22 protein-coding genes are annotated in these 25,165 nt (G+C 59.5%); all 22 read right to left on the reverse strand.

The window, feature by feature from the left end:
* Positions 1-2: 2 nt before the first annotated feature.
* Positions 3-662 (reverse strand): ATP phosphoribosyltransferase, encoded by a 660-nt coding sequence (hisG, locus tag ARADN35_RS0111185; protein ID WP_241777070.1) that lies wholly within the window; start codon positions 660-662, stop codon positions 3-5.
* Positions 659-1,933 (reverse strand): UDP-N-acetylglucosamine 1-carboxyvinyltransferase, encoded by a 1,275-nt coding sequence (gene murA, locus ARADN35_RS0111190; RefSeq protein WP_010462094.1) that lies wholly within the window; start codon positions 1,931-1,933, stop codon positions 659-661. Before murA ends, hisG begins: the two co-directional genes overlap by 4 nt.
* Positions 1,934-2,027: 94 nt before the next feature.
* Positions 2,028-2,270 (reverse strand): BolA family protein, encoded by a 243-nt coding sequence (locus ARADN35_RS0111195; RefSeq protein ID WP_010462096.1) that lies wholly within the window; start codon positions 2,268-2,270, stop codon positions 2,028-2,030.
* Between the two features lies 1 nt (position 2,271).
* Positions 2,272-3,027 carry an ABC transporter permease gene (locus ARADN35_RS0111200; RefSeq protein WP_010462098.1) on the reverse strand — a complete coding sequence of 252 codons (756 nt, stop codon included), beginning with the start codon at positions 3,025-3,027 and terminating at the stop codon, positions 2,272-2,274.
* Positions 3,024-4,049, reverse strand: coding sequence for an ABC transporter ATP-binding protein (locus ARADN35_RS0111205; RefSeq protein WP_010462100.1), 1,026 nt, complete (start codon positions 4,047-4,049; stop codon positions 3,024-3,026). Before ARADN35_RS0111205 ends, ARADN35_RS0111200 begins: the two co-directional genes overlap by 4 nt.
* 122 nt (positions 4,050-4,171) lie before the next feature.
* Entirely contained in the window at positions 4,172-4,444 is a 273-nt protein-coding gene (locus ARADN35_RS0111210) for an STAS domain-containing protein (protein ID WP_010462102.1), read from the reverse strand.
* 9 nt (positions 4,445-4,453) lie between these two features.
* A complete protein-coding gene (locus tag ARADN35_RS0111215) occupies positions 4,454-5,095 on the reverse strand; it encodes an MlaC/ttg2D family ABC transporter substrate-binding protein (RefSeq protein WP_029413901.1) in 642 nt (213 codons plus the stop codon).
* Between the two features lie 178 nt (positions 5,096-5,273).
* Entirely contained in the window at positions 5,274-6,074 is an 801-nt protein-coding gene (locus ARADN35_RS0111220) for an MlaA family lipoprotein (protein ID WP_010462107.1), read from the reverse strand.
* A complete protein-coding gene (gene mlaD / locus ARADN35_RS0111225) occupies positions 6,071-6,559 on the reverse strand; it encodes an outer membrane lipid asymmetry maintenance protein MlaD (RefSeq protein ID WP_010462109.1) in 489 nt (162 codons plus the stop codon). Before mlaD ends, ARADN35_RS0111220 begins: the two co-directional genes overlap by 4 nt.
* 35 nt (positions 6,560-6,594) lie before the next feature.
* Positions 6,595-7,377 carry a lipid asymmetry maintenance ABC transporter permease subunit MlaE gene (mlaE, locus tag ARADN35_RS0111230; protein ID WP_010462111.1) on the reverse strand — a complete coding sequence of 261 codons (783 nt, stop codon included), beginning with the start codon at positions 7,375-7,377 and terminating at the stop codon, positions 6,595-6,597.
* Positions 7,374-8,192 carry an ABC transporter ATP-binding protein gene (locus tag ARADN35_RS0111235; protein WP_010462113.1) on the reverse strand — a complete coding sequence of 273 codons (819 nt, stop codon included), beginning with the start codon at positions 8,190-8,192 and terminating at the stop codon, positions 7,374-7,376. The genes mlaE and ARADN35_RS0111235 overlap by 4 nt, the downstream gene beginning before the upstream one ends.
* A 394-nt stretch (positions 8,193-8,586) precedes the next feature.
* Positions 8,587-10,065 (reverse strand): glutamate synthase subunit beta, encoded by a 1,479-nt coding sequence (locus ARADN35_RS0111240; RefSeq protein WP_010462115.1) that lies wholly within the window; start codon positions 10,063-10,065, stop codon positions 8,587-8,589.
* 48 nt (positions 10,066-10,113) lie between these two features.
* Positions 10,114-14,847, reverse strand: a complete 4,734-nt coding sequence (locus tag ARADN35_RS0111245; protein ID WP_010462117.1) for a glutamate synthase-related protein — start codon at positions 14,845-14,847, stop codon at positions 10,114-10,116.
* A 181-nt stretch (positions 14,848-15,028) separates the two neighbouring features.
* Positions 15,029-15,727: a transposase gene (locus tag ARADN35_RS0111250; protein WP_029413902.1), complete on the reverse strand. Its 699-nt coding sequence runs from the start codon at positions 15,725-15,727 to the stop codon at positions 15,029-15,031.
* Between the two features lie 85 nt (positions 15,728-15,812).
* On the reverse strand, positions 15,813-16,772 hold the full coding sequence (locus ARADN35_RS0111255; protein ID WP_010462121.1) for a class I SAM-dependent methyltransferase: 960 nt from the start codon (positions 16,770-16,772) through the stop codon (positions 15,813-15,815).
* Positions 16,772-17,401, reverse strand: coding sequence for a DUF1415 domain-containing protein (locus tag ARADN35_RS26215; RefSeq protein WP_035197053.1), 630 nt, complete (start codon positions 17,399-17,401; stop codon positions 16,772-16,774). The genes ARADN35_RS0111255 and ARADN35_RS26215 overlap by 1 nt, the downstream gene beginning before the upstream one ends.
* A 70-nt stretch (positions 17,402-17,471) precedes the next feature.
* On the reverse strand, positions 17,472-18,644 hold the full coding sequence (locus ARADN35_RS0111265; protein WP_029413905.1) for a deoxyguanosinetriphosphate triphosphohydrolase: 1,173 nt from the start codon (positions 18,642-18,644) through the stop codon (positions 17,472-17,474).
* Between the two features lie 68 nt (positions 18,645-18,712).
* Positions 18,713-19,816: a 3-dehydroquinate synthase gene (aroB, locus tag ARADN35_RS0111270; RefSeq protein WP_029413906.1), complete on the reverse strand. Its 1,104-nt coding sequence runs from the start codon at positions 19,814-19,816 to the stop codon at positions 18,713-18,715.
* A gap of 439 nt (positions 19,817-20,255) precedes the next feature.
* A complete protein-coding gene (locus ARADN35_RS26220) occupies positions 20,256-21,785 on the reverse strand; it encodes an Ig domain-containing protein (RefSeq protein ID WP_050812498.1) in 1,530 nt (509 codons plus the stop codon).
* 24 nt (positions 21,786-21,809) lie between these two features.
* Positions 21,810-23,948, reverse strand: coding sequence for a type IV pilus secretin PilQ (locus ARADN35_RS26225; RefSeq protein ID WP_010462131.1), 2,139 nt, complete (start codon positions 23,946-23,948; stop codon positions 21,810-21,812).
* Entirely contained in the window at positions 23,945-24,487 is a 543-nt protein-coding gene (locus ARADN35_RS26955) for a pilus assembly protein PilP (protein ID WP_050812499.1), read from the reverse strand. Before ARADN35_RS26955 ends, ARADN35_RS26225 begins: the two co-directional genes overlap by 4 nt.
* Positions 24,484-25,164, reverse strand: a complete 681-nt coding sequence (locus ARADN35_RS26960; RefSeq protein ID WP_010462135.1) for a type IV pilus inner membrane component PilO — start codon at positions 25,162-25,164, stop codon at positions 24,484-24,486. Before ARADN35_RS26960 ends, ARADN35_RS26955 begins: the two co-directional genes overlap by 4 nt.
* Position 25,165 lies beyond the last annotated feature (1 nt).

Consider the following 25,165-nt stretch of genomic DNA (forward strand, 5'->3'; position numbering starts at 1 on the left):
GGTCAGTTCTTTTCCGCAGGAATCGCCGAGGCAAACGCATCGATGATGCGCCGCAGCGGCGCCTGCTTGAGCTTGAGCGCGGCCTGGTTGACCACGAGATACGAGCTGATGTCCATGATGCGCTCGACCTCTACCAGGTGGTTGGCCTTGAGCGTGTTGCCGGTGGACACCAGGTCGACGATGGCGTCGGACAGGCCGATGAGCGGCGCCAGCTCCATGCTGCCGTAGAGCTTGACCATGTCCACGTGCACGCCCTTGGTGGCAAAGAAGTCGCGCGCGATCGAGGTGTACTTGGTGGCCACCTTCAGGCGCGAGCCCTGCTTGACGGCCCGTTCGTAGTCGAAGTCGTTGCGCACCGCAACGCTCACGCGGCACTTGGCGATGCGCAGGTCCAGCGGCTGGTACAGGCCCTGGCCGCCGTGTTCGATGAGGGTGTCCTTGCCGGTCACGCCGATGTCGGCGCCACCGTACTCCACGTAGGTCGGCACGTCAGTGGCGCGCACCAGCACCACGCGCACGTTGGGCTGGTTGGTGGGCAGGATGAGCTTGCGCGACTTTTCGGGGTCTTCCAGCACCTCGATGCCGGCGGCGGCCAGCAGGGGCAGGGTTTCGTCGAAGATGCGGCCCTTGGAAAGCGCCAAGGTGATCATGTTGCTGCTCATGCTTTTACTCGTTCAATGTCGGCGCCGATGCCGCGCAGTTTGGCTTCCATGCAGTCGTAGCCACGGTCCAGGTGGTAGATGCGGTCCACCACGGTTTCGCCGTCGGCCACCAGGCCGGCAATGACCAGGCTGGCCGAGGCGCGCAGGTCGGTGGCCATCACGGTGGCGCCCGACAGGCGTGGCACACCCTCGATCACGGCCACCTTGCCATCGGTCTGGATCTTGGCACCCAGGCGCACCAGCTCGTTGACGTGCATGAAGCGGTTTTCAAAAATCGTCTCGGTCACCGTGGCCGTGCCCTGCGCGATGCAGTTGAGTGCCATGAACTGCGCCTGCATGTCGGTGGGGAAACCGGGGTACTCGGTGGTGCGAAAGCCCTGCGCCTTGAGCGTGGCGCCACCGGCGCTTTGTACACGGATGCCGCCCTCGACCGCTTGCACATGGGCACCGGCCTCGCGCAGCTTTTCAATGACAGCGTCGAGGTGGTCGGCGCGGCCATGGCGCAACACCACATCGCCGCCCGTGGCCGCCACGGCGCACAAAAAGGTACCCGCCTCGATGCGATCGGCCACTACGCGGTGGGTGCAGCCATGCAGCTTTTCGACGCCCTGGATGCGGATGCGGCTGGTGCCATGGCCTTCGATCTTCGCGCCCATGGCGATCAGCATCTCGGCCAGGTCCGAAATCTCGGGCTCTTGCGCGGCGTTTTCGAGCACCGTCTCGCCCTCGGCCAGTGCGGCGGCCATGAGGAAGTTCTCGGTGCCCGTCACCGTGACCATGTCGGTGGTGATGCGGGTGCCTTTCAGGCGCGTCCACCCTGCGGGCAGCTTGGCGATCATGTAGCCGTGTTCGACCACGATCTCGGCGCCCATGGCCGTCAGGCCCTTGATGTGCTGGTCCACCGGCCGCGAGCCGATGGCGCAACCGCCGGGCAGCGACACCGTGGCCTCGCCAAAGCGCGCCAGCAGCGGGCCCAGCGCCAGCACCGAGGCGCGCATGGTCTTGACCAGCTCGTACGGCGCCTCGGGCGTGTTCAAGCCGCTGGCGTCAATGCACACCGTACCGTCATCGGCGCGCTCGGCCGCCACGCCCATGTTGCGGATGAGCTTGAGCATGGTGCTCACATCCTGCAACTGGGGCACGTTGAGCAGGGTCACGGGTTCGGCCGTGAGCAGCGCGGCACACAACTCCGGCAAGGCGGCGTTCTTGGCGCCAGACACCAGCACCTCGCCTTGCAAGGTGCGTCCGCCGCGAATGAGGAGTTTGTCCATCTCTAACCACCAGAAATATGAATGAAAATGGCCTCTAGCGCTTATCCATTAAGCGCCAGTAGCTATCAATAAATGAGTAATCAGGCAATCTGCATCACTGCGCCTGCGCCGCCCATTCGGCGGGGGTGAAGGTCTTCATCGACAGCGCGTGAACCTCATCCGTGTGCATTTTCGCGCCCAGCGTGGCGTACACGCGCTGGTGGCGCTGGATGGCGCGCTTGCCTTCGAACTCGGCCGAGACGATGGTGGCGTACCAATGGCGCCCATCGCCCTCCAGCGTGATGTGTTCGCAGGCCAGGCCGGCGGCGATGATGTCTTTGAGTTGGTCAGCAGTCATGTCAATTCCGAATTTTGTAGCCGGTGCGCAGCAGGTGCACGGCGAGAAAGCTCACGGCCAACCAGGCGATGCCCACGATACCGAGGCTGAGCCAGGGCGAGGTATCGCTCTGGCCAAAGAAGCCATAGCGGAACCCGTCAATCATGTAGAAAAACGGGTTGAGGTGGCTCACGGTCTGCCAGAACGGTGGCAGCGACTGGATGGAATAGAACACGCCCGAGAGGAACGTCATGGGCACCACCACGAAGTTCTGGAACGCGGCGAGCTGGTCAAACTTGTCGGCCCACAGCCCCGCAATCAGCCCTAGCGTGGCCAGCAGGCCCGCCCCCAGCACCGCAAACGCCAGGATCCACGGCGGCGCCGCAAACTCTGGCCGCGCAAAGGCCAGCGTGACCACAAACACACCCAGACCCACCACCAGCCCGCGCACCATGGACGAGCCCACATAGGCCACAAACCACGCCCAGTGCGACAGCGGCGTGAGCAGCACGAACACGAGGCTGCCCATGATCTTGCTCTGGATCAGGCTCGACGAGCTGTTGGCAAACGCGTTCTGCAGCACGCTCATCATCACGAGGCCTGGCACCAGGAAGGCGGTGTAGCTGATGCGGTCGTACACCTTCACATGGTCTTCGAGCACATGGCCGAAGATCAGCAGATACAGCACGGCGGTGAGCACGGGCGCGGCCACGGTCTGGAAACTGACCTTCCAGAAACGGAGCACTTCCTTGTAAAAAAGAGTCTGCCAGCCGGTCATCGTTGTGCCCCCCCGCTCGACACTGCCGTGTCCTCGCTGCCCCCCAAGGGGGCCGCGCCATGCTTGGGGCGGCCCGGCGCGGCGGCGGACGTCACCTCCGACATGGGAATGTTGGACACCGAGGTGCCAGACATCACCTGCAGGAACACGTCCTCCAGGTCAGGCCGGCGAATCTCCATGTCATGCACGTCCACGCCCGCTACACGCAGCGCGGCCAGGTGGCTTTCGATCTCGGCGGCGTCGTGCGCGGGCAGCTGCACGATGCGGCCCGTGACCCGCGCCACGCCGGCCAGCGCGGGCGGCAAGGCAGCATCCGTCTTGAACTGCAGGATGCTGCCTGAGGCCGCCTGCAGCAGCTCGCTCGTGCGGTTGAGTGCCACGATGCGGCCCGACTTGAGCATGGCGATGCGGCCACACAAGGCCTCGGCTTCTTCCAGGTAGTGCGTGGTCAGCAGCACGGTGTGGCCTTCCTTGTTCAGGCGCGCCACAAAGTGCCAGAGCGTCTGGCGCAGCTCCACGTCCACACCGGCCGTGGGTTCGTCGAGCACGATGATGGGTGGCTTGTGCACCAGCGCCTGCGCCACCAGCACGCGGCGCTTCATGCCGCCCGAGAGCTGGCGCATGTTGGCGTTGGCCTTGTCGGTGAGACCCAGGTTCTCCAGCAGCTCGTCGATCCAGGCGTCGTTGTTTTTGACGCCGAAGTAGCCCGACTGGATGCGCAGCGATTCGCGCACGTTGAAGAAGGGGTCGAACACCAGCTCCTGGGGCACCACACCAAGCTTGCGGCGCGCCTCGGCAAAATCGGCCTGCACGTCACTGCCCTGCACCAGCACACGGCCGCTGCTGGCGCGCGCCAGGCCTGCAAGGATGCTGATGAGGGTGGTTTTGCCGGCACCGTTGGGGCCGAGGAGCCCGAAGAACTCCCCCTCCTCAATGTCCAGGTTGACCTGGTTCAGTGCCTGAAAAGGGCCTTTGGGCGTGGCAAAGGTCTTGGAGATGGCTTGGAAGGAGACTGCGGGCATGAAGCCCCTGATTTTACGGCCTTGCCCCGAACTGCGTTGCGGCAGGGGAGTCGCCCAGGGCGTGTCGCCAATGCGGAGGCCGAGGGGCCGACCCGCCAGGGCACAAAAAAATGCCAACAGCGTCAGGAAACGGGCGTGAGCAAGGTGCCCACGCCATACAAACCCGCCATGCCACGCAGCGCCGTGGGCAGGCCCTGTACGGCAAAGGTCTTGCCCACTGACAACGCCTCGCGCCGGCATTCCAGCAGCACTGCCAGCGCCGAACTGTCAAACACCGCCATCGCGCTCGCATCCACCACCACACCACTTTCGCGGTGCACCCGCAGCCCCTGCAAAAGCATCTGCAGGCAGGCCGTGGCTTGGCGGTGGGTCAGTTCAGAGGGAAGTACCAGCATGGACAAGGCTCAGCCCTTGGCGGTATTGGCCTTGTTGCGTGCAGCCAGGGTCTCGATCAGCCCATCGATGCCCTTGGCATTGATCTCCTGGGCAAACTGGCCCCGGTAGGTCTCCACCAGCCAGACGCCCAGCACGTTCAGGTTGTAGATCTTCCAGCCCGCGCCATCGCTAGGCGTCTTTTCGAGGCGGTAGTCCAGCTGGATGGGGTCGCCGCGGCCCACGATCTCGGTGCGCACGAGCACGTCCTTGTCTTCCGGCGCAGCGCGCAGGGGCTTGACCTGGATGCTTTGATCGTTGACCTGTGCGAGTGCACCCGCATAGGTGCGCACCAGCAGGATCTTGAACTCGTCCTGGAGGCGCTTTTGCTGCTCGGGCGTGGCCTGGCGCCAGCCCGGCCCCACGGCAGCGGCGGTCATGCGGCGGAAGTTGACGTTGGGCATCACGGTCTTGTCCACCAGCGCGATCACCTTGGTCAGATCGCCGCCCTGAATGGCCTTGTCGGACTTCACAGTGTTGAGCACGTCGGTGGACAGGCGCTTGATCATCGCGTCCGGCGCCTCGTCCGCCGCCAGCGCGGACAGCGGCATGCCCAGAGACACCACAGCGGCAGTGCACAGAGCCAGGTGGCCCAGGGAACGTCGGTTCATCATGTCCTCTATCCTCTACTTTCTCGTTCAGTCATGGGGCCGCCATCCGGCATGCCCGTGTTTCATTGTGGCGGTCGCGGCAGCGGTGTATGCGTCGCTGGGATTGCGGATTGCAAGCAAGTGCAACATGAGCGCACGCGCCCTGCCCGTCATCGGCGGGCAGATGCCACCCGCAAACCGCTCAACGGGGAGGCTCTTGCGGCAACACGCCATCGTTGGCGTTCTTGTCGTCCGCGCCATTGCCGTTCTGCGGCTCACCCGCCTGGCTGCGCACCTGCAGGAAAACGTCCCGCGTGAAGCTGTACTTGTCCAGCGCGGCGCTGTCCAGCACGGAACCTGCCCGCAGGAGGTTGGCGCGCGTGTCCACCACACGCAGTGCGTACAGCGTGTTGCGGGCCGAGACCGGGTCCACATAGCTCACCACATTGCCCTTCATATCGACAGGCAGTGCAAAGGTGTCGCGCACCGTGGACGGCCCGAGGACCGGCAGCACCAGATAGGGCCCTGTGCCCACGCCCCATCGGCCCAGCGTGAGGCCGAAGTCCTGCTTGTAGCGGTCTATGCCCAGCTCGCTGGCGATGTCCAGCACCCCTCCGATGCCCATGAAGGTGTTGACATTGACGCGCATGAACGTAGAGGCAGCCGCTTCCGCGCGCAGCTGAAGCACGTTGTTCACAAACGACCAGACATCGCCGATGTTGGCAAAAAAGTTGCTCACACCCGTGCGCACGGGTGCGGGCGCGATGTCCTGGTAGGCAATCGCCACGGGCTTGAGCACCATGGCATCGACCTGCTCGTTGAAGTTGGTCATGCCACGGTTGTAGGACTCCAGCGGATCACGCGGATCGGGGTTGGCCACGGTGGCGCAGCCCGAAAGCAGCGCCCCAGCCAGCAGCAGCGCGAGGCCACCCAGCGCACGTGGCAAAACCTGCTGCGGCCCGGAGCCCTCCCCGGCCAAGGTTGTTTTTTTAAAGTTCTTCATTTCTTGTCACCTGCCCCTGCGGGCTTACCGCCGTCTTCGGCTTTGCTGTAGAGAAACTGTCCAATGAGGTTTTCAAGCACCACAGCCGACTGGGTCGAGGTGACCATGTCGCCCGCAGCAAGGTTCTTCTCGTCTGCCCCGGCCTCGATACCGATGTACTGCTCACCCAGCAGGCCGCTCGTGAGGATCTTGAGGGAACTGTCCTTGGGGAAAGCGTAGCGGTTTTCCATCGCCAGCGTCACCCGTGCCTGGTAGGTCTTGTCGTCGAACGTGATGGACTCCACGCGCCCCACCACCACGCCGGCACCGCGCACCGCAGCCTGGGGCTTGAGCCCACCGATGTTGTCAAAGCGCGCCGTGATGCGATAGCCGGACTGGAAATTCAGGCTCAGCAGGTTGGCCGATTGGAGTGCCAGAAATACCAGCGCCACAGCCCCCAGCATGACGAACAGCCCTACCCAGAAATCGTTTTTGGAGCGTTGCATTGTTTGATTCCTCTTCACTGCCAGCATCGCCAGCCTCAGATACTGAACATCAGGGCCGTCAGGACGAAGTCCAGCCCCAGCACCGCCAGGCAGGCCATCACCACGGTGCGGGTGGTTGCGCGCGACACCCCCTCGGGGGTGGGCTTGGCGGTGTAGCCCTGCAGCAGCGCCACGAACGTGACCGCAACACCGAACACCACGCTCTTGAGCACACCATTGCCCACGTCTTTCCACACATCAACGCCACCCTGCGTCTGGCTCCAGAAAGCGCCGGGGTCGATGCCGATCATGAGCACGCCCACGCTCCAGCCCCCAATCACCCCCACCGCGCTGAAGACCGCAGCCAGCAGGGGCATGGCGATCACCCCGGCCCAGAAGCGGGGCGCCAAAATGCGCTGGACCGGGTCCACCGCCATCATTTCCATCGCGCTGAGCTGCTCGCCAGCGCGCATCAAACCAATTTCTGCCGTCAGCGACGTGCCCGCCCGCCCCGCAAACAGCAGGGCCGTGACCACGGGGCCGAGCTCTCGCACCAGCGACAACGTGACCAGCAACCCCAGGGCTTCCGAGGAGCCATAGCGCTGCAGGGTGTAGTACCCCTGCAGACCCAGCACCAGCCCTACAAACAGACCGGACACCGCAATGATGGCCAGCGAGTAGTTGCCCAGAAAATGCACCTGGTCACTCACCAGCGAAGGCCGCCGGAAGGTAGCCCCCACCAACCGCACCAGTCGCACAAAAAGCCGCGCACCCATGCCGATGTCGGCCAACTTTTGGCGCACCGCAAAACCGACATCGGAGGGGTTGTACCAGCTCACCGTGCACGCCCTCCCGCAGGCCCGAAGTCCTGCGCCTCGTCCGGGCCGGGATAGTGGAAGGGCACCGGCCCCGTAGGCAAGGCATTCACAAACTGGTGCACCAGAGGGTCGGTGCTGGCACGCACCTCATCCGGCGTGCCCTGAGCGGCCACAACACCCGCCCCCAGAATGATCACGTGGTCCGCCAGTCGGAAGGTTTCTTCCAGGTCGTGCGACACCACGATGCTCGTGAGGCCCATGGCGTCATTGAGCTGGCGGATCAATTGCGCAGCCGTTCCCAGGGAGATGGGGTCCAGCCCTGCAAAAGGCTCGTCATACATGACCAGCTCCGGGTCGAGCGCAATGGCCCGGGCCAGGGCCACGCGCCGCGCCATTCCTCCCGAAATCTCGCTGGGCATGAGATCACGCGCACCCCGCAGGCCCACGGCATGCAGCTTCATGAGGACCACGTCGCGGACCAGCGCTTCGGACAAGTCTGTGTGCTCCCTCAGCGGGAAAGCCACGTTTTCAAAAACGCTCAGGTCGGTGAACAGCGCGCCAAACTGGAACAGCATTCCCATGCGGCGGCGAACGGCGTACAAGCCAGCGGCATCCAGACGCCCCACATCCTGCCCATCAAACAGGACTTCACCGCCCTGGGCCCGTTGCTGGCCGCCAATCAGGCGCAGCACCGTGGTCTTGCCGCCGCCCGAAGCGCCCATCAGCGCCGTGACCTTGCCACGGGGCACGGTCAGCGAGACATCGCGCAGGATGTCGCGGTCTCCATAGGAGAACGTGGCATTGCGCAGCTCGGCAAGGATGGAGGTTTCAGGCATGCGGGAAAGGTTCAGGGCTTCGGGTCCGGCAGTCGCCGTGCAGTGGTTCGTCCGGCCAAAAGAAGCCGCGATGGTAGCTGAAGAAGCAAACATACATACATGTATGTTTGCATTTTGAAGCATCTGTATCGCAGGCTGAATGGCCTTTAAGGCGCCAGGCAACCCCGGATTGACAGAACCCTCGATTGTGCCAATAAAGACATGCGGGCGTGAAAGCGAGGCCATCGGCCTGGACTGGCGGGCCTGCCACATCACCAGCCGGCAATACCGTTCGGCGCCCTCTTTGGCCCCCCTGCCACGGGGGGCCGACCCTGCGACTGCGCGCGTCTTGATCACAACCTCATGAAAAAACGGCGCCGCAGCGCCGTTTTGCCCAAAAGATCAGACCCCGCGATCAGCGCGGCAAGTCCGAATAGCCCATGAGGAACTCATCGACCGAACGTGCAGCCTGGCGACCCTCGCGGATCGCCCAGACGACCAGCGACTGACCCCGCCGGATGTCACCTGCAGCGAACACCTTGGGCACATTGGTGGCATAGCCACCATCAAAATCCGTGGTGGCGCGCGCATTGCCACGGGCGTCCTTGTCCACGCCAAAAGCTTCCAGCACGGCAGCCACCGGGCTCACGAAGCCCATGGCCAACAATACGAGGTCCGCCTTCAGGATCTTCTCGGACCCGGCCACCTCGACCATCTTGCCGTCCTTGAACTCCACGCGCACAGTCTTGAGGCCGGTGACCTTGCCTTTTTCACCGATGAATTCCTTGGTGGAGATGGCGAATTCGCGTTCACAACCCTCTTCATGGCTGGAGCTGGTGCGCAGCTTGATGGGCCAGTAGGGCCAGGTCAACGGGCGGTTTTCCTCTTCGGGCGGCTGAGGCATCAGTTCGAACTGTGTAACGCTCGCAGCGCCGTGGCGATTGCTGGTGCCCACGCAGTCGCTGCCGGTGTCGCCCCCGCCGATCACGATGACGTGCTTGCCCTCAGCGCGCAACTGGCCCTTGAGCTTGTCGCCGGCATTGACCTTATTCTGCTGGGGCAGGAACTCCATGGCAAAGTGAATGCCATCCAGGTCGCGGCCGGGCACCGGCAAATCGCGCGACTGCTCGGCACCGCCGGTCAGCAGCACGGCATCGAATTCCTTATGCAGTTGCTCGGGCGTGACGGTTTCCTTGGCCCAGTTGGTGACCTTGGAATCCTTGCCCAGACCGTCTTTGGCGGCGCCCACAAACACACCCGTACGGAAGACCACGCCTTCGGCCTCCATCTGCTTGACGCGGCGGTCGATGTGCGACTTTTCCATCTTGAAGTCAGGAATGCCGTAGCGCAGCAGCCCACCCACGCGGTCGTTCTTCTCAAACAGCGTGACGCTGTGACCCGCCCGTGCCAGTTGCTGGGCCGCCGCCATGCCTGCAGGGCCAGAGCCCACCACAGCGACCTTCTTGCCGGTTTTGTGCTTGGCCACGCGGGGTTGCACCCACCCCTCGTCCCAGGCGCGGTCGATGATCGCGTGCTCGATCGACTTGATGCCCACGGCGTCGTCGTTCACGTTGAGCACACAGGCTGCCTCGCAGGGGGCGGGGCAGATGCGGCCCGTGAACTCCGGGAAGTTGTTGGTGCTGTGCAGCACCTCGATCGCGCTTTTCCAGTCGGCGTGGTACACCAGATCATTGAAATCTGGAATGACGTTGTTCACCGGGCAGCCGTTGTTGCAGAACGGCGTGCCGCAGTCCATGCAGCGCGCGCCTTGCACCTTGGCCTGGGTCTCATCGAGGCCGATGACGAATTCCTTGTAGTGTTTGAGGCGCTCGGGCACGGGCTTGTAGCCCTCTTCGATGCGCTCGTATTCCATGAAGCCGGTAGTTTTTCCCATGACGATGTCCTTGTCTATGAATGCTGTGCGGAGGTCTGCGGCGCGGCCTTATTTGGCAGGCACCGCTTCTTTTTTGGTAGCAGCTACCGCTGGCGTAGCGGACTCTTCCAGCACTTTTCGTTCATAAATTTCAGACAACGCACGCTTGTACTCTGTCGGGAAGACCTTGACGAACTTGCTGCGTGATGCCGCCCAGTTGTCCAGCAGTTCGCGTGCACGCTTGCTGCCCGTCCAGCGGTTGTGATCTTCCAGCAGCTTCCTGAGCTGGGCTTCGTCGGTCTGGCCGCTGTGCCAGATCGAGCGTGGCACCGTGGCCTCTTGCTCCGTGGCGGGCAGGATGCGCTCCAGCGTCACCATGGACATGTTGCAGCGGGTGTCGAACTGGCCATCTTCGTCATACACGTAAGCCACGCCACCACTCATGCCTGCAGCAAAGTTGCGGCCCGTCTTGCCCAGCACCACCACGGTACCTCCCGTCATGTACTCGCAACCATGGTCGCCCGTGCCTTCCACCACCGCCGTAGCACCCGACAGGCGCACCGCAAAGCGCTCACCGGCCACGCCGCTGAAGAAGGCCTCACCCGTGGTGGCACCGTACATCACGGTATTGCCCACGATGGTGTTGCGCACCGCATCGCCCCTGAAGTCGATGCTGGGGCGCACGACCACGCGGCCACCCGACAGGCCCTTGCCCGTGTAGTCGTTGGCATCGCCAATCAGGTACAGCGTGATGCCACGCGTGAGGAACGCACCGAACGACTGTCCGCCCGTCCCTTCCAGCTGGATGCGGATGGTGTCATCCGGCAGGCCTTCAGGATGCACGCGGGTCACCGCGCCGGAGAGCATCGCGCCCACAGAACGGTTCACGTTGCGGGCCACCTCGATGAACTGCACGCGCTCGCCCTTTTCGATGGCAGGCTTGCTGCGCTCGATGAGCTTGCGGTCCAGCGTGTGCTCGATGTTGTGGTCCTGCACATCCACATGGAAACGGGGCACATCGGCAGGCACATTGGGCTGCGCGAACAGGCGGCCAAAATCCAGGCCACGTGCCTTCCAGTGCTCCAGGCCCTGGCGGGTGTCGAGCAGGTCGGTGCGGCCGATGAGGTCGTCGAACTTCTTGATACCCAACTGGGCCATGATCTGGCGCACTTCTTCGGCAATGAAGAAGAAGTAGTTCACCACGTGCTCGGGCTTGCCGGAGAACTTCTTGCGCAGCTCAGGGTCTTGTGTGGCCACGCCCACGGGGCAGGTGTTGAGGTGGCACTTGCGCATCATGATGCAGCCCTCGACCACCAGCGGGGCCGTGGCAAAGCCGAATTCGTCAGCACCCAGCAGCGCGCCGATGGCGACGTCGCGGCCCGTCTTCATCTGGCCGTCGGCCTGCACGCGGATGCGGCCGCGCAGGCGGTTGAGCACCAGGGTCTGCTGGGTTTCGGCCAGGCCAATTTCCCAGGGGCCGCCTGCGTGCTTGATGGACGACCAGGGCGATGCGCCCGTGCCGCCGTCGTGCCCGGCGATCACCACGTGGTCGCTCTTGCACTTGGCCACGCCTGCCGCGATGGTGCCCACGCCCACTTCAGACACCAGCTTGACACTGATGCCAGCATGCGGCGCAACGTTCTTCAGATCGTGGATCAGCTGGGCCAGATCTTCGATCGAATAGATGTCATGGTGCGGTGGTGGCGAAATCAGGCCCACACCCGGCACGCTGTGGCGCAGCTTGCCGATGTAGTTGGACACCTTGCCACCGGGCAATTGGCCGCCTTCGCCGGGCTTGGCGCCCTGGGCCATCTTGATCTGGATCTGGTCGGCCGACGACAGGTATTCGGCCGTGACGCCGAAGCGGCCCGAGGCCACCTGCTTGATGCGGCTGCGCAGCGAATCTCCGTCCTGCAGGGGCAGGTCCACCTCGACGTTCTCGACTCCGATCACGCTCTTCAAGGTGTCGCCCTTCTTGATCGGGATGCCTTTGAGTTCGTTGCGATAACGCGCTGCGTCCTCGCCGCCTTCGCCGGTGTTGCTCTTGCCGCCAATACGGTTCATGGCCACAGCCAGTGTGGCATGTGCTTCGGTGGAGATAGAGCCGAGCGACATGGCGCCGGTGGCAAAACGCTTGACGATTTCCTTGGCGGGCTCCACCTCGTCCACCGGGATCGCCTTGGCAGGGTCTATCTTGAACTCGAACAGGCCGCGCAGCGTCATGTGGCGCTTGCTCTGGTCGTTGATGATCTGGGCGTATTCCTTGTACGTGTTCCAGTTGTTGGCGCGCGTGCTGTGCTGCAACTTGGCAATCGCATCGGGCGTCCACATGTGGTCTTCCCCCCGGGCGCGCCAGGCGTATTCGCCACCAGCGTCCAGCATGGTCTCGAGCACGGGGTCATCACCAAAGGCGGCCTTGTGCATGCGGATGGCTTCTTCGGCGATTTCGAACACGCCGATGCCTTCCACGCGGCTGGCGGTGCCGGTGAAGTACTTGCCCACAGTTTCCGTGTTCAGGCCGATGGCCTCGAACAGCTGGGCGCCGCAGTAGCTCATGTAGGTGCTCACGCCCATCTTGGACATGATCTTCGACAGGCCCTTGCCAATGGCCTTGACGTAGTTGTAGATCGCCTTGTCGGCCGAAAGGTCGCCGCCCAGGTCCTTGTGCATCTCGGCCAGGGTTTCCATGGCGAGGTAGGGATGCACGGCCTCGGCGCCGTAACCCGCCAGCACAGCAAAGTGGTGCACTTCACGGGCGGTACCGGTTTCGACCACCAGGCCGGCCGTGGTGCGCAGGCCTGCACCCACCAGATGCTGGTGGATGGCAGACAGCGCCAGCAGTGCGGGGATCGCCACTTGCGTGGCGCTTACGGCGCGGTCGCTGACGATCAGGATGTTGGCACCACCCTTGATGGCGTCCACGGCCTGTGCGCACAGCGAGGCGAGCTTGGCTTCCACGCCTTCACGGCCCCAGTCCAGGGGGTAGGTGATGTCGATGGTCGCGCTCTTGAACTTGCCTTGCGTGTATTTTTCGATGTCGCGCAGCTTGGCCATGTCGGCAAAGTCGAGCACGGGCTGGCTCACCTCGAGCCGCATCGGTGGGTTGACCTGGTTGATGTCCAGCAGGTTGGGCTTCGGGCCGATGAAGCTGTTGAGCGACATCACGATGGCCTCGCGGATCGGGTCGATCGGCGGGTTCGTCACCTGAGCAAACAGCTGCTTGAAGTAGTTGTACAGCGGCTTGTTCTTGCCCGAGAGCACGGCCAGCGGGCTGTCGTTGCCCATGGAGCCGATGCCTTCTTCGCCGTTCTTGGCCATGGGCGCCATCAGGAACTTGATGTCTTCCTGGGTGTAGCCGAAGGCCTGCTGGCGGTCGAGCAGCGGCAGATCGGCAGGCTGGGTCACAGCCACTTGCGCGCCAGCATCAATGCTGTCGAGCTTGATGCGCAGGTTCTCGATCCACTGCTTGTAGGGCTTGGTGTTGACGACGTTGGCTTTCAGCTCATCGTCGTCGATCATGCGGCCTTGCTCCAGATCGATCAGGAACATCTTGCCGGGCTGCAGGCGCCACTTGCGCACGATCTTGTTTTCAGGAATGGGCAGCACGCCCGACTCCGAGCCCATGATGACCAGATCGTCATCGGTGATGCAGTAGCGCGAGGGGCGCAGGCCGTTGCGGTCGAGCGTGGCGCCGATCTGGCGACCATCGGTGAACACGATGGAGGCCGGGCCGTCCCACGGCTCCAGCATGGCGGCGTGGTATTCATAGAAGGCGCGGCGGCGCTCGTCCATGGTCGTGTGCTGCTCCCAGGGCTCGGGGATCATCATCATCACGGCCTGGCTGATGGGGTAGCCGGCCATGGTCAGCAGTTCGAGGCAGTTGTCGAACGTGGCGGTGTCCGACTGGTCGGCAAAGCTGATGGGGTAGAGCTTTTGCAGGTCAGCCGCCAGCACGGGCGAGGCCATCACGCCTTCGCGGGCCTTCATCCAGTTGTAGTTGCCCTTGACGGTGTTGATTTCACCGTTGTGCGCCACGTAGCGGTACGGGTGGGCCAACGGCCACTCAGGGAAGGTGTTGGTGGAGAAACGTTGGTGCACCAAGCCGATGGCCGAGACGCAACGTTCGTCGGACAGGTCCTTGTAGTACACACCCACCTGGTCGGCCAGCAGCAGGCCCTTGTAGACCACGGTGCGGCTGGACATGGACGGAACGTAGTATTCCTTGCTGTGCTTGAGCTTGAGCGCCTGGATGTTGGCGCTGGCCGTCTTGCGGATCACGTACAGCTTGCGCTCCAGCGCGTCCTGCACGATCACGTCGTTGCCACGGCCGATGAACACCTGGCGCAGGATGGGCTCCTTCTTGCGCACGGTCGGGGACATGGGCATGTCGACATTGACCGGCACATCGCGCCAGCCCAGCAGCACCTGGCCTTCGGCCTTGATGGCGCGCTCCATCTCCTGCTCGCAGGCCAGACGCGAGGCATGCTCCTTGGGCAGGAAGATCATGCCCACGCCGTATTCGCCGGCCGCAGGCAAGGTCACGCCTTGCTTGGCCATTTCTTCACGGTACAGCGCGTCAGGGATCTGGATCAGGATGCCGGCGCCGTCACCCATCAGCGGATCAGCACCCACCGCACCACGGTGGTCGATGTTTTCCAGGATCTTCAAGGCCTGCGTCACGATGTCGTGGCGCTTGATGCCCTTGATGTGGGCCACAAACCCGAGGCCGCAGGCGTCGTGTTCGTTACCCGATGAATACAAACCGTGTTGTTGCAGATGCTGGATCTCGGCAGCCGTGGTCATGGCGCACTCCTCATATTTTTCGCAGGGAGTGGAAGATTAGTGCATTGCAACATCTTTTGGCAAGCAGATTAATTAGGGTCAGATTCTTAATTAATCACAACAGGGTTTTTTCTGGAATTTATAAGGGACACATCAAATTTGATAGCAAAATATTCGATCAATACAAGCGATAGAGCTTTTTTTATAAAGATTTTCTGTGGATAGCAGGGCGACCGGCCTGCCCCCTGGTCACACGGCGTGGCGTGTGCTTTTGCAACTCTTGCAAAAATACAGGATCGCCCAACGCCCAGCCGCTCAGGGCGGACGAGGTCAACGCAGCTTGTTCTTGCGATCCGATGCCCGCCTGCACCAAAGCGGCGTACGCCGCCTCGCGCGCGAACGGCGTATTGCCGAGCGCCCAGTACAGGGAATGGGGCGTGAGTAAGCGGTCATGGCGCAGGCCCAGCCAATGGGCGTGGCTCGACCACGCATAGTCGGAAGCCTGCACCACCTGCCCCGCGCGCACCGGGTTCAAATCAAGGTAGACCATGCAGGGCAGCAGATACCGTTCTGGCTGCAGCACCGTGGAGCGATAGCGCCCCTCCCACAAGGTGCCCGTGCGCGCATGGCGCCGGTTGAAATACTGCACATAGAGCCGCCCCACCGCCTGCATCATCTGCGGGAGGCTATCGGCAGTAATGGGTGTGGCCAGCAGATGAAAGTGGTTGTCCATCAGCACATAGGCATGGACAGCCACCCCGTATTTCTGCGCGTTGTCCGCCAGCAGCGAGAGCATGGTCTCGAAGTCTTGGCGATCTACGAAGATACTTTGGCGGTTGTTTCCGCGCTGGATAACGTGGTGCAGATGACCCGGCAGGGTCAGGCGCGGCAGGCGGGCCATGGGCATCGATAGAAGCAAGGGGTGAACGCGATCATAAATCCGTCCCCGATTTGTCCCTGCCCAGGCAGCCGCCTGTGGTGGGCGGTCAGTGCGGCAATGCGTCCACTGCAACCTGCGTATCACTAGCCTCCGAGCCCAGCCCAAAGCGCGCCCCCAGCACCTTGTCGAGGCCGAACTCTTCCAGAATGGCGCGCAGCCGCTCCGAGGCGCTGCGCTTTTTCTGCCCCGTGTAGCGGGCGATGATCAGCTCGTTCTTCATGCTGTGCTCCCACCCCACCAGCTCCGTCACCGTGACCTGGTAGCCATTCGCCTCCAGGTACAGGCAGCGCAGCACATTGGTGACCTGGCTGCCCAGTTCGCGCGTGTGCAGCGGATGGCGCCACAGCTCGGCCAGGGGCGTGCGCGCCAGCTGCAGGGCTTTGCCCTGGCGCAAGCAGGCGGCCATCTCGGCCTGACAGCATGGCACCAATACCATGGCCCGGGCATTCTTCTGCAGACCAAAGGCGATGGCATCGTCCGTCGCCGTATCACAGGCATGCAGGGCAGTGACGATATCGATCCGGGCCGGCAATTCATCCGCACCGGTGGATTCCGCCACCGACACATTCAGGAACGACATGCGCCCAAAGTCCAGCTTCTGTGCCAGCACCCGGGATTTCTCCACCAGCTCGGCGCGCGTTTCCACCCCGTAAATGTGGCCACGCCCCAGGGCCTTGAAATACAAGTCATACAGGATGAACCCCAGATACGACTTGCCCGCCCCATGGTCTGCGAGCGTTGGCCCCTTCTCTGTGGTGGACAACTCGGTGAGCAGTGGTTCGATGAAATTGAACAGGTGGTACACCTGCTTGAGCTTGCGCCGCGAATCCTGATTGAGACGCCCATCGCGCGTGAGGATGTGCAACTCTTTGAGCAGCTCTATAGACTGACCCGGCCGCAACTCGGACAGCTCCGCAGGCTCGGCTTTGGAGGCAGCAGCTGCCTTGGGGCGCGATGCATGGGGCTGCTGCGTGCGGGCTACGGGGGTGTCTTTGGCATTTTTCATCATCGCACTTCCTTGTTCGCAGCCAGTGACATTGGCTCGCCCGAATGAGGACCGACATCGAGTGCGGCCCACCCCTGCATGCCGAGCGCCTGCAGCACCTCGATGTTCCGCTCGAAGATCGTTTCCGCCTCTGGGAACACCTCCACGGCCCGGTCAATGCTCTCCTCCCGCAGCAGGTGCAACGTGGGGTAAGGCGAGCGATTGGTGCAGTTGGTCACATCATCCGCGTCGGTGCCCGCAAACTGAAACTGGGGGTGAAAACTCGCGATCTGCAGCGTCCCATCGAGGTCCATTGCCTCCAGCAATGCCTCCGCCTCTCCCAGAAAATCGTTGAAATCAAGAAAATCCTGGAGGCAGTGAGGGAGTATCAACAAGGTGGTATCCCGCGTTTCGGCAGAGGCCGCCACCAGGGCTGACAGCTCACAGCGCAGGAGATCCAGCACCTCCGTCAAGTCTTCGGTCGGCGCGACCACATAGTGGATCTGCCCCTTGACATGAACGCCCTTGGCAAAAGGGCACAGGTTGAGCCCGATCACGGCTCGCTCCAGCCAATGGACGATGTTGCGAACGAACAAATCGGCAGGCTCCGAAGAGGCCGCCGAGACAGCAAAGGGGGGGGTGGAAGTCATGAAACAGGCGCACGGGGCGCGAAGAAGTGCGGGTGAATTTTACCGGGCGCCCTGCCCGCCCCATTGCAGCTCAGTCGAAAAGCCGCCGCCCCGTCAGGCGCTCATGCTCCCGCGCAGCAAACCGGTCTGTCATGCCTGCGATGAAATCCGCCACTGCCCTTGCCCGCAGCGGGCCGCAGTCCACAGAGGCCTGCTCGGCAAACGCCGCCTTCATCTCACGTGGCGAAGTCGTGTACGCCGCAAATAGGTCACGCACGACCTCCTGCGCACGGCCCGTGGTCTCCATCACCTGGGGGTGACGGTACAGATTCTTGAAGAGGAACTGCTTGAGTTCCAGAGAGCGCGCACGCATGGCATCGCCAAACATCACGAGCGCTGGTGACTGCCGCACGGCCTGCACATCAGGCGGCGCGTGCCTGGCCAGCGCCGCCTGCGTGGTATCAATCACGTCATAGACCTGCGCGCTGAGCATGCGCCGTATGGCTTCGAACAGCAGCCGCCGCTGCCGCAGCGGCTGTGCAAGATCCGGATACTCGGCCTGGGCCGCAGCGCGGTACTGGTCGAACAAGGGCACGTCCTGCAACTGGGCCAGCGTGATCAGGCCAGAGCGCACGCCATCGTCGATGTCGTGCGCGTTGTAAGCGATTTCATCGGCCAGGTTGCACAGCTGCGCCTCCAGGCTGGGTTGCTCGCGGCGCAAGAACCTCGCACCGACGCCACCGGGTTCTTCGTTCTCCAACTGTTGTGCGTGCAACCTGGAGCAGTGCTTGAGCACGCCTTCGCGCGTCTCAAAGGTCAAGTTCAGTCCGTCGTACTGCGGATACCGCTCCTCCAGCTTGTCCACTACACGCAAGCTCTGCAGGTTGTGCTCAAAACCTCCGTGCTCCGCCATGCAACCGTGCAAGGCATCCTGGCCAGCATGCCCAAAAGGCGTATGCCCCAGGTCGTGGGCCAACGATATGGCCTCTACCAAGTCCTCGTTGATGCGCAGCGAGCGCGCAATGGATCGCCCCAACTGGGCGACCTCCAACGAGTGGGTCAGTCGCGTACGGAACAGGTCGCCCTCGTGGTTGAGAAAAACTTGCGTCTTGTAGACCAGCCGCCGAAACGCCGTGGAGTGCACGATCCGGTCCCGATCACGCTGGTATTCGGTTCGCGTTGGTGCAGGTGTTTCTGGGTAGCGCCGCCCCTTGGTCGCTGCAGGGTGGCAGGCGTACGCCGCCAGATCAGAGATCGGATTCAAATTTGCCGCCAGCGCTTATATATAAAGCGCAAATAGCTATACTATTTATAGCAAGCGATGGTGAAGCCCTAGGCACAACAGGCATCGATCACTTCGCGCACCAAGTCGTCCGGTGCTGAGCGCACCATCGCCTTGCCCGGGCCATCGATCAGCACAAACCGAATCTCACCGGCTTCGGACTTTTTGTCGACACGCATCAGCTCCAAGTAACGGCCCGCGTTGTCTGCAGCGTCCAAAACCGCCCCCTTCGTGGGCAGCCCCGCGCGCTGAATCAGCAGATTCAGACGCGCTACAAACCCGTTGTCCACCAATCCGAGCCGGCGAGACAGCTCGGCCGCCATCACCATGCCGGCACCTACACCTTCACCATGCAGCCATACACCATAGCCCATGCCAGCCTCGATAGCGTGCCCGAAGGTATGGCCAAAATTGAGGATGGCACGCAGGCCTGTTTCCTTTTCATCCTGGCCAACAACCCAAGCCTTGATCTCGCAACTGCGCCGCACGGCGTGCGCCAAGGCATCGCGGTCGTGCGCGATCAGGGCGTCCATATTGCGCTCCAGCCAATCAAAGAAGGCCATGTCCGAAATGGGTCCGTACTTGATGACCTCGGCAAGACCAGCACTGAACTCACGCTTGGGCAACGTATCGAGCACCGCAAGATCGCACACCACCAACTGCGGCTGATAGAACGCACCGATCATGTTCTTGCCCAACGGGTGGTTAATGGCCGTCTTGCCGCCCACCGAAGAATCCACTTGTGCAAGCAGCGTAGTGGGCACCTGCACAAAGGGCACACCGCGCATGTAGCTGGCTGCGGCAAAACCTGTCATGTCGCCAACGACGCCACCGCCGAGCGCAAAGATGACCGTCTTTCGATCGCAGCCATTGCTTAGCAGTGCATCAAAAATGAGCTGTAGGGTCTCCCAGTTCTTGAACTCCTCGCCATCTGGTAGCTGCAGCTCATGAATCTGCGCATACCGGCCCGCCAGCGCTGCTCGTAAAGCGGATGCATACAGGGGAGCAACCGTGGAGTTACTCACAATGAGCGCTGTGCGGGCGCGGGGCAAGCACTCGTATGAGGCAGTGTTACCCATCAGGTCACTGCCAATGGCAATGCTATAGCTACGCTCGCCTAGATCAATAGAGACTTCTTGAGCAATCTGGGACATAAATTTTTTACACGTTAAGCAAAACGCAGCGGTACATCGCCACGTTTAACCAATCTTTCCGGCTTCATCTACGTTCAAGTCAGCTGACAACGGAAACCGCCACGCCACAGCCCTCGTAGTCACTGCAAGGTATTGGGTACCAGCCAAATAATGCAGAGGAGAGCCACACACTCCATACGCAGAACCTCTTCAGAAGTGTCTAGTGCAGACATGTTACCCAACAGCATAGCGCAAGGCACCTCAGTTAACAGCGGACATACTCTCAGTCCCCCGCAGCACAACACTACCAGCCTCCTTCCGGAGTGACCCAGCAAGTACCATTTGCACTAGTGTGACAACAAAAAACCCCCGGCAAGCCGGGGGTTGGTTAAGAGTCATAGATGTCAGGCTGGAAAGCGCTGTCAGATACGCTTCCCATGCATAACACGACACTATTCCACTAGGGGCATGTGAAGTCGATAGGATCTCCGCCTGGAGGTACGGAGCTAGCGCTCACGACCGTAATGCTAAACGTCCTAGTTACCTTCGAAGCGCCTTTTGTGGCCGTCACCAGAAATCTTTGTTGGCCGCAGTTAACCACCTTAGGCGTCCCGTTCAGAACCCCCGCAGCACCGTTTGTACCACTGGTCAGCCACGCAGGCAGGCTGGTAAAGGTCCAAGTTACATCACTTACTGAGGCAACGAAAGAGTAAGTAAAGCTGGTACCAACAGGAGTGGAACCCAGCGAACAAACTGTGTTTGAGTTGCAATCGCCAATAGCAAAGTCTTCTGGCAACCCGGCTACCAATTTGAGCTTGACTGTAGCAGTGGCTGATCGCTTGTTCTTGTCCACCACCGTTACAGTCGCTCTGTAATCACGCTCTTCCGCACTAGTGCTAGCTGTGCCACTGAGCATGCCCGTGCTTGCATCTACCGCCAAACCCGCAGGCAGTCCTGTAGCCGACCAGACGTAGGGTGGCAACCCGCCACTGACCGTCAACAAAGCGGTAAACGGAATTCCTTTGGTTACGGTGCCCAAGTCGACATCAGCAAGCGTAGGTGCAATTGTCAGAGCCTCCAATACTGAAATAGGTTGAATAGTTGTGATTGGATCGATGATACCGTTACTCACATTATTATCGAACCGATCGGACGTCAGCTCCAAGAAAATTGGCCCAGTCTGTGTACCGCTGAGCAGTGAAAAGGTTGCTACACCGCCAACTGAAGGTAATTGCAACACGCTACCACTTTGGGCACCAGCTACCAACCGCGCGCCCTGAGCTGCATCAGTGCCCGAAAGAATTCGGACCTGCATATTCGCACCTGAACCACTGGCAGTAGGTTGATTTGTGTCATCCATTACAAATGCTTGAATCCCCATCTGATTAAGAAGGCCATTAGCATTGTTCTTGGTACCCAAGTAACCTGGTATTTGAGCCTCCATACGGACACTAGCAGGCTTACCAGTCGTGCCGCCGACCGAAATCACCACACTGGCAGATTTTTGCTGATTGTCGCGCGGGTCAGTGACAGAGCATGTAATACGCGCAGTTCCTGCCTGATCTCCAGCATGGAAATGAAAAGAGTTTCCACCGGCATTGGCACCTAGCGTGATATTTCGATAAGCATTGGGAATCTTTATCTTGCCACCATTTCCATCATCAACTTCCGTTTCATGCGCTTCATCCCCATCCAAATAATATAGCGACCCCGAATCAAGGCCCCCAGCAATATTACAACCGAATATATCATTTCCACCCGATATCGGCGAATTTCCTTTGCGAGCCTCCACATACAGAGAAGTTGTGTATGGTCGATATGCTCCAATGCCCGGCTGAGCGCCAGCAATATTCAACGGCAACTGACTCTTTTCAGCCCGAAGCGTGATACTGTAATTTTCCTGCGTCTCGCCCGAGCTACCACCACCGCCGCCGCATGCAGTCAAAGTAGCTGCAAACACAAGAGTTAAAAATTTGATCTTTTTCAACATCGCGCATCCATTCAATATATAAAATTAGCGAACTGTCGCACGTTCAGTGAGAACCTTGGGAGTAATAAAAATCAGCATTTCCTGCTTATTGGCTTGCTTGGTCTTTGTTTTGAACAAATTACCAACTCCAGGAATATCACCCAAAAATGGTACTTTTGCCTCCGCATCATCCTCAAACAATTCAAAAATCCCACCGATCACAACCGTGCCGCCATTTTCAACCAACACCTGAGTTTTGATGTGCTTTGTATTAATAGCCCGAACATTTTGAAGAATTTCGCCTGGGCTATCTTTATTCACATCAAGATCCAAAATTATATTGCCTTCTGGTGTTATCTGAGGCAAAACCTCCAGCTTCAGAACTGCCTTTTTAAAGGCAATAACCGTCCCGCCATTCGGTGCCGTCACGGGATAAGGGAATTCAGTCCCTTGCTCTATAGATGCCTTAGTCTGATCAGCAGTCACAACTCTGGGACTAGACACAATTTTCCCTTTACCGTCTGCCTCCATGGCAGATATTTCGAGGTTCAAAAATCTGTTGGCCGCCGAGTTAAAAATCGAAATTGCAAAACTCGCAGGATCAAATCCACCTTGTGCCTGTGCAGGAAGGTTAACAAAATTCCCCAAGGTATTAGCAGCTCCTCCGGCACCAGATGAAGCTACGGCATTGCTATAGCTGGTACCAAATGCCACACTATTACCACCACCAATATTGTATCCACCAACACCCCCACGGTTGGCGCGCAAGTCCGTTCCACCGAGTCGAACGCCTAACGATCGCCCAAACGTATCAGAGGCTTCAACAATTCTTGCCTCAATCATCACTTGCCGAACTGCTACATCCAACGTAGAAAGCAACTGGCGGACCTCTTCTAATTTACTTGGAGTGTCTGTCACAAAAAGCTGATTGGTTCTAGGCTCCGCAATCGCACTTCCTCTCTCGGATAGAAATCTATTTGTTGTTCCCCCTACCGATCCGCCGCTTGAAGCCGTCAATTGTGCAACCATGTCCACCGCTTTTGCATAGTTCATCTGAAATGCTTGCGTTCGCAATGGTTCCAATTTCTGAATCGCCAGGGCGGCTTCATAGTCTTTCTTGGTACGGTCATCAATCTCATCCTTTGGAGCGATCCACAAGACCGTTCCCGATTTCCTCATACCCAAGCCCTTAGCCTCCATTATTATTTGCAACGCTTGATCCCAGGGTACATCCTTCAGACGCAAAGTCAGTGAGCCCGTTACCGTGTCAGAAGTCACAATATTAAAATTTGTAAAATCAGCAATGACCTGCAAAAGTGAGCGAACTTCAATATTTTGGAAATTAAGGGACAATTTCTCACCGCTGTATCCAGGACCTTGCGTGAGTTTGTTAAGATCGATCTTCTTTTGACGAATTTCAATCACGAATTGGCTATCACTTTGATAAGCACTATGCTCCCACTCGCCAATAGGATCGATGGTCATCCGCACTCGCTCACCCTGCTGCACAGTTGTAATAGCTTGTACGGGAGTACCAAAATCCCCCACATCTAAACGACGGCGCAATCCTTCTGGCAGTGCAGATTTTAGAAAATCCACCACCAAGCCTTTACCCTGTTGGCGAATATCAACCCCGATTTGGCTCGAGGGAAGTATCACAACCACCCGACCAGAGCCGTCAGCACCCCGCCTGAAGTCCACATCTCTCAAGGTCTGCACATCAGAATTTGTAGGATCAGCAAACACTGGTGCCGACGCAGGCTGCACCACAGAAGTTGAGGATGCCGCGCCCAACGAAATCAACAATGATCTCCCCTGAATGTCAGCTTGGTAGGAAGTCGACTGCTTAAGATTAAGCACGACGCGGGAGCGATCACCCGCTTGAACTACATTCACTGATTTAACATTACCTTGATTCACATCAAAAGCAGTTTTCCCAGATGCATTAGATGCGCCAGGGAAGTCCAAAGCGATGCGAGGCGGGGATTGGATAGAGAAGCCCGTAGGAACCGCCTGAAGAGGCTCAGAAAAATCAATGCGGACAACATCTACGCCATTTTGCACGCTCCCCATTACTGATTGAATCACAGCTTGAGCAAATGCATCAAGGGGAACTAAGATCGCAAATGAAATCCCCGCTGCAATTCTGCAAATCTTGGTTGTATAAACTTTCGAGTATTTCATTTTTTGCCCTCTTGCAGATCCAGCGAAGCCGTACGCTCAATCCAATCACCGGTAGCATCTTGCACAATTTCACGCAATTGAATTGAATTTTCGGTAATTTTGGTTATTTTTCCGTAATTCTGTCCGACATAATTACCAACTCGCACTTGATAAAGTAATTTATCTACCTTCAACAAAGCCGTCGGCATTCCTCTTTTATCCAAACTGCCCACCATCGCCATTAAATCTAGCGGATAGGCCTCCAGAGGCTCTTTTCTCCTGGCCATTTCCGGTGCAATTAACGCAGCATTCGAAGCCGATTGAGTAGATTCTTTTCTCAAAGCCTGAGTTAGCTTGATCGGATTAAAAGGCTCAACACCCGAATCCATCGCGTACATCCGCGGCAAAAACTGCTTTGGCTCAGTCAGCGGCGTCACATGAGGTTTTGTAGTTGCGCGCAAATCTGTCATCCATTGCCTCAACTCATCATCGCCGGATGAACCACAGCCGAGCAATGCAGTAGTTAAGAGAATTAATGAAATCAGTCTATTTGATATCATTTTTTCACAACTCCTGCAGCCTGTTTCTGAGCTTGGATCTCCTCAGGATCGAGATATCTAAATGTCCGAGCCGTTGCATCCATCGTTAACGTTCCACCATCTTTATCTTTACCAATTGGTGCTATAGATATATTATTAAGAGTAACAATTCTCGAGAGATGTGCGATATCCGAAGCAAACGAGCCCATATCGTGGTACTTACCAGTCACACGAACCTCAATAGGTAATTCGGCATAGTACTCTTTAACCACCACTTGCCCAGGTCGGAATAGATCGAACTGCAAACTACGCCCGAGACCTGCCTGATTTATATCCGATAGAAGGGCCGCCATCTCAGCCTTACTAGGCAGCTGCTTTTCGAGTTGAATGACGTATTGCTGAACCTGTTCTCTCTGGCGTTTTAAGGCTTCCAAGCTCACTGCCTTGGTCAATTTAGCCTGATAGTCTTGGCGAAGAGTCTGTTCTTTTGCAACTTCTGTGGCAAGTTCAACTTCATATTCACTGATCTTGGCAAACCAAAGAGCTGCCGCCACAATAACGGCAATAAAAATGCATAGTAAAATCTTCGGAGCTATAGGCCACAAAGAAGGATCTTTAGGATCTAAATTTCGAAATTGCCTGGAGATATTTTCCTGCAAGGCAACGAAATCAATATCTTTCTTTGATTTTTTTGCCATG

The sequence above is a fragment of the Acidovorax radicis N35 genome, assembly GCF_000204195.1.
Taxonomy (GTDB): Bacteria; Pseudomonadota; Gammaproteobacteria; order Burkholderiales; family Burkholderiaceae_C; genus Acidovorax; species Acidovorax radicis.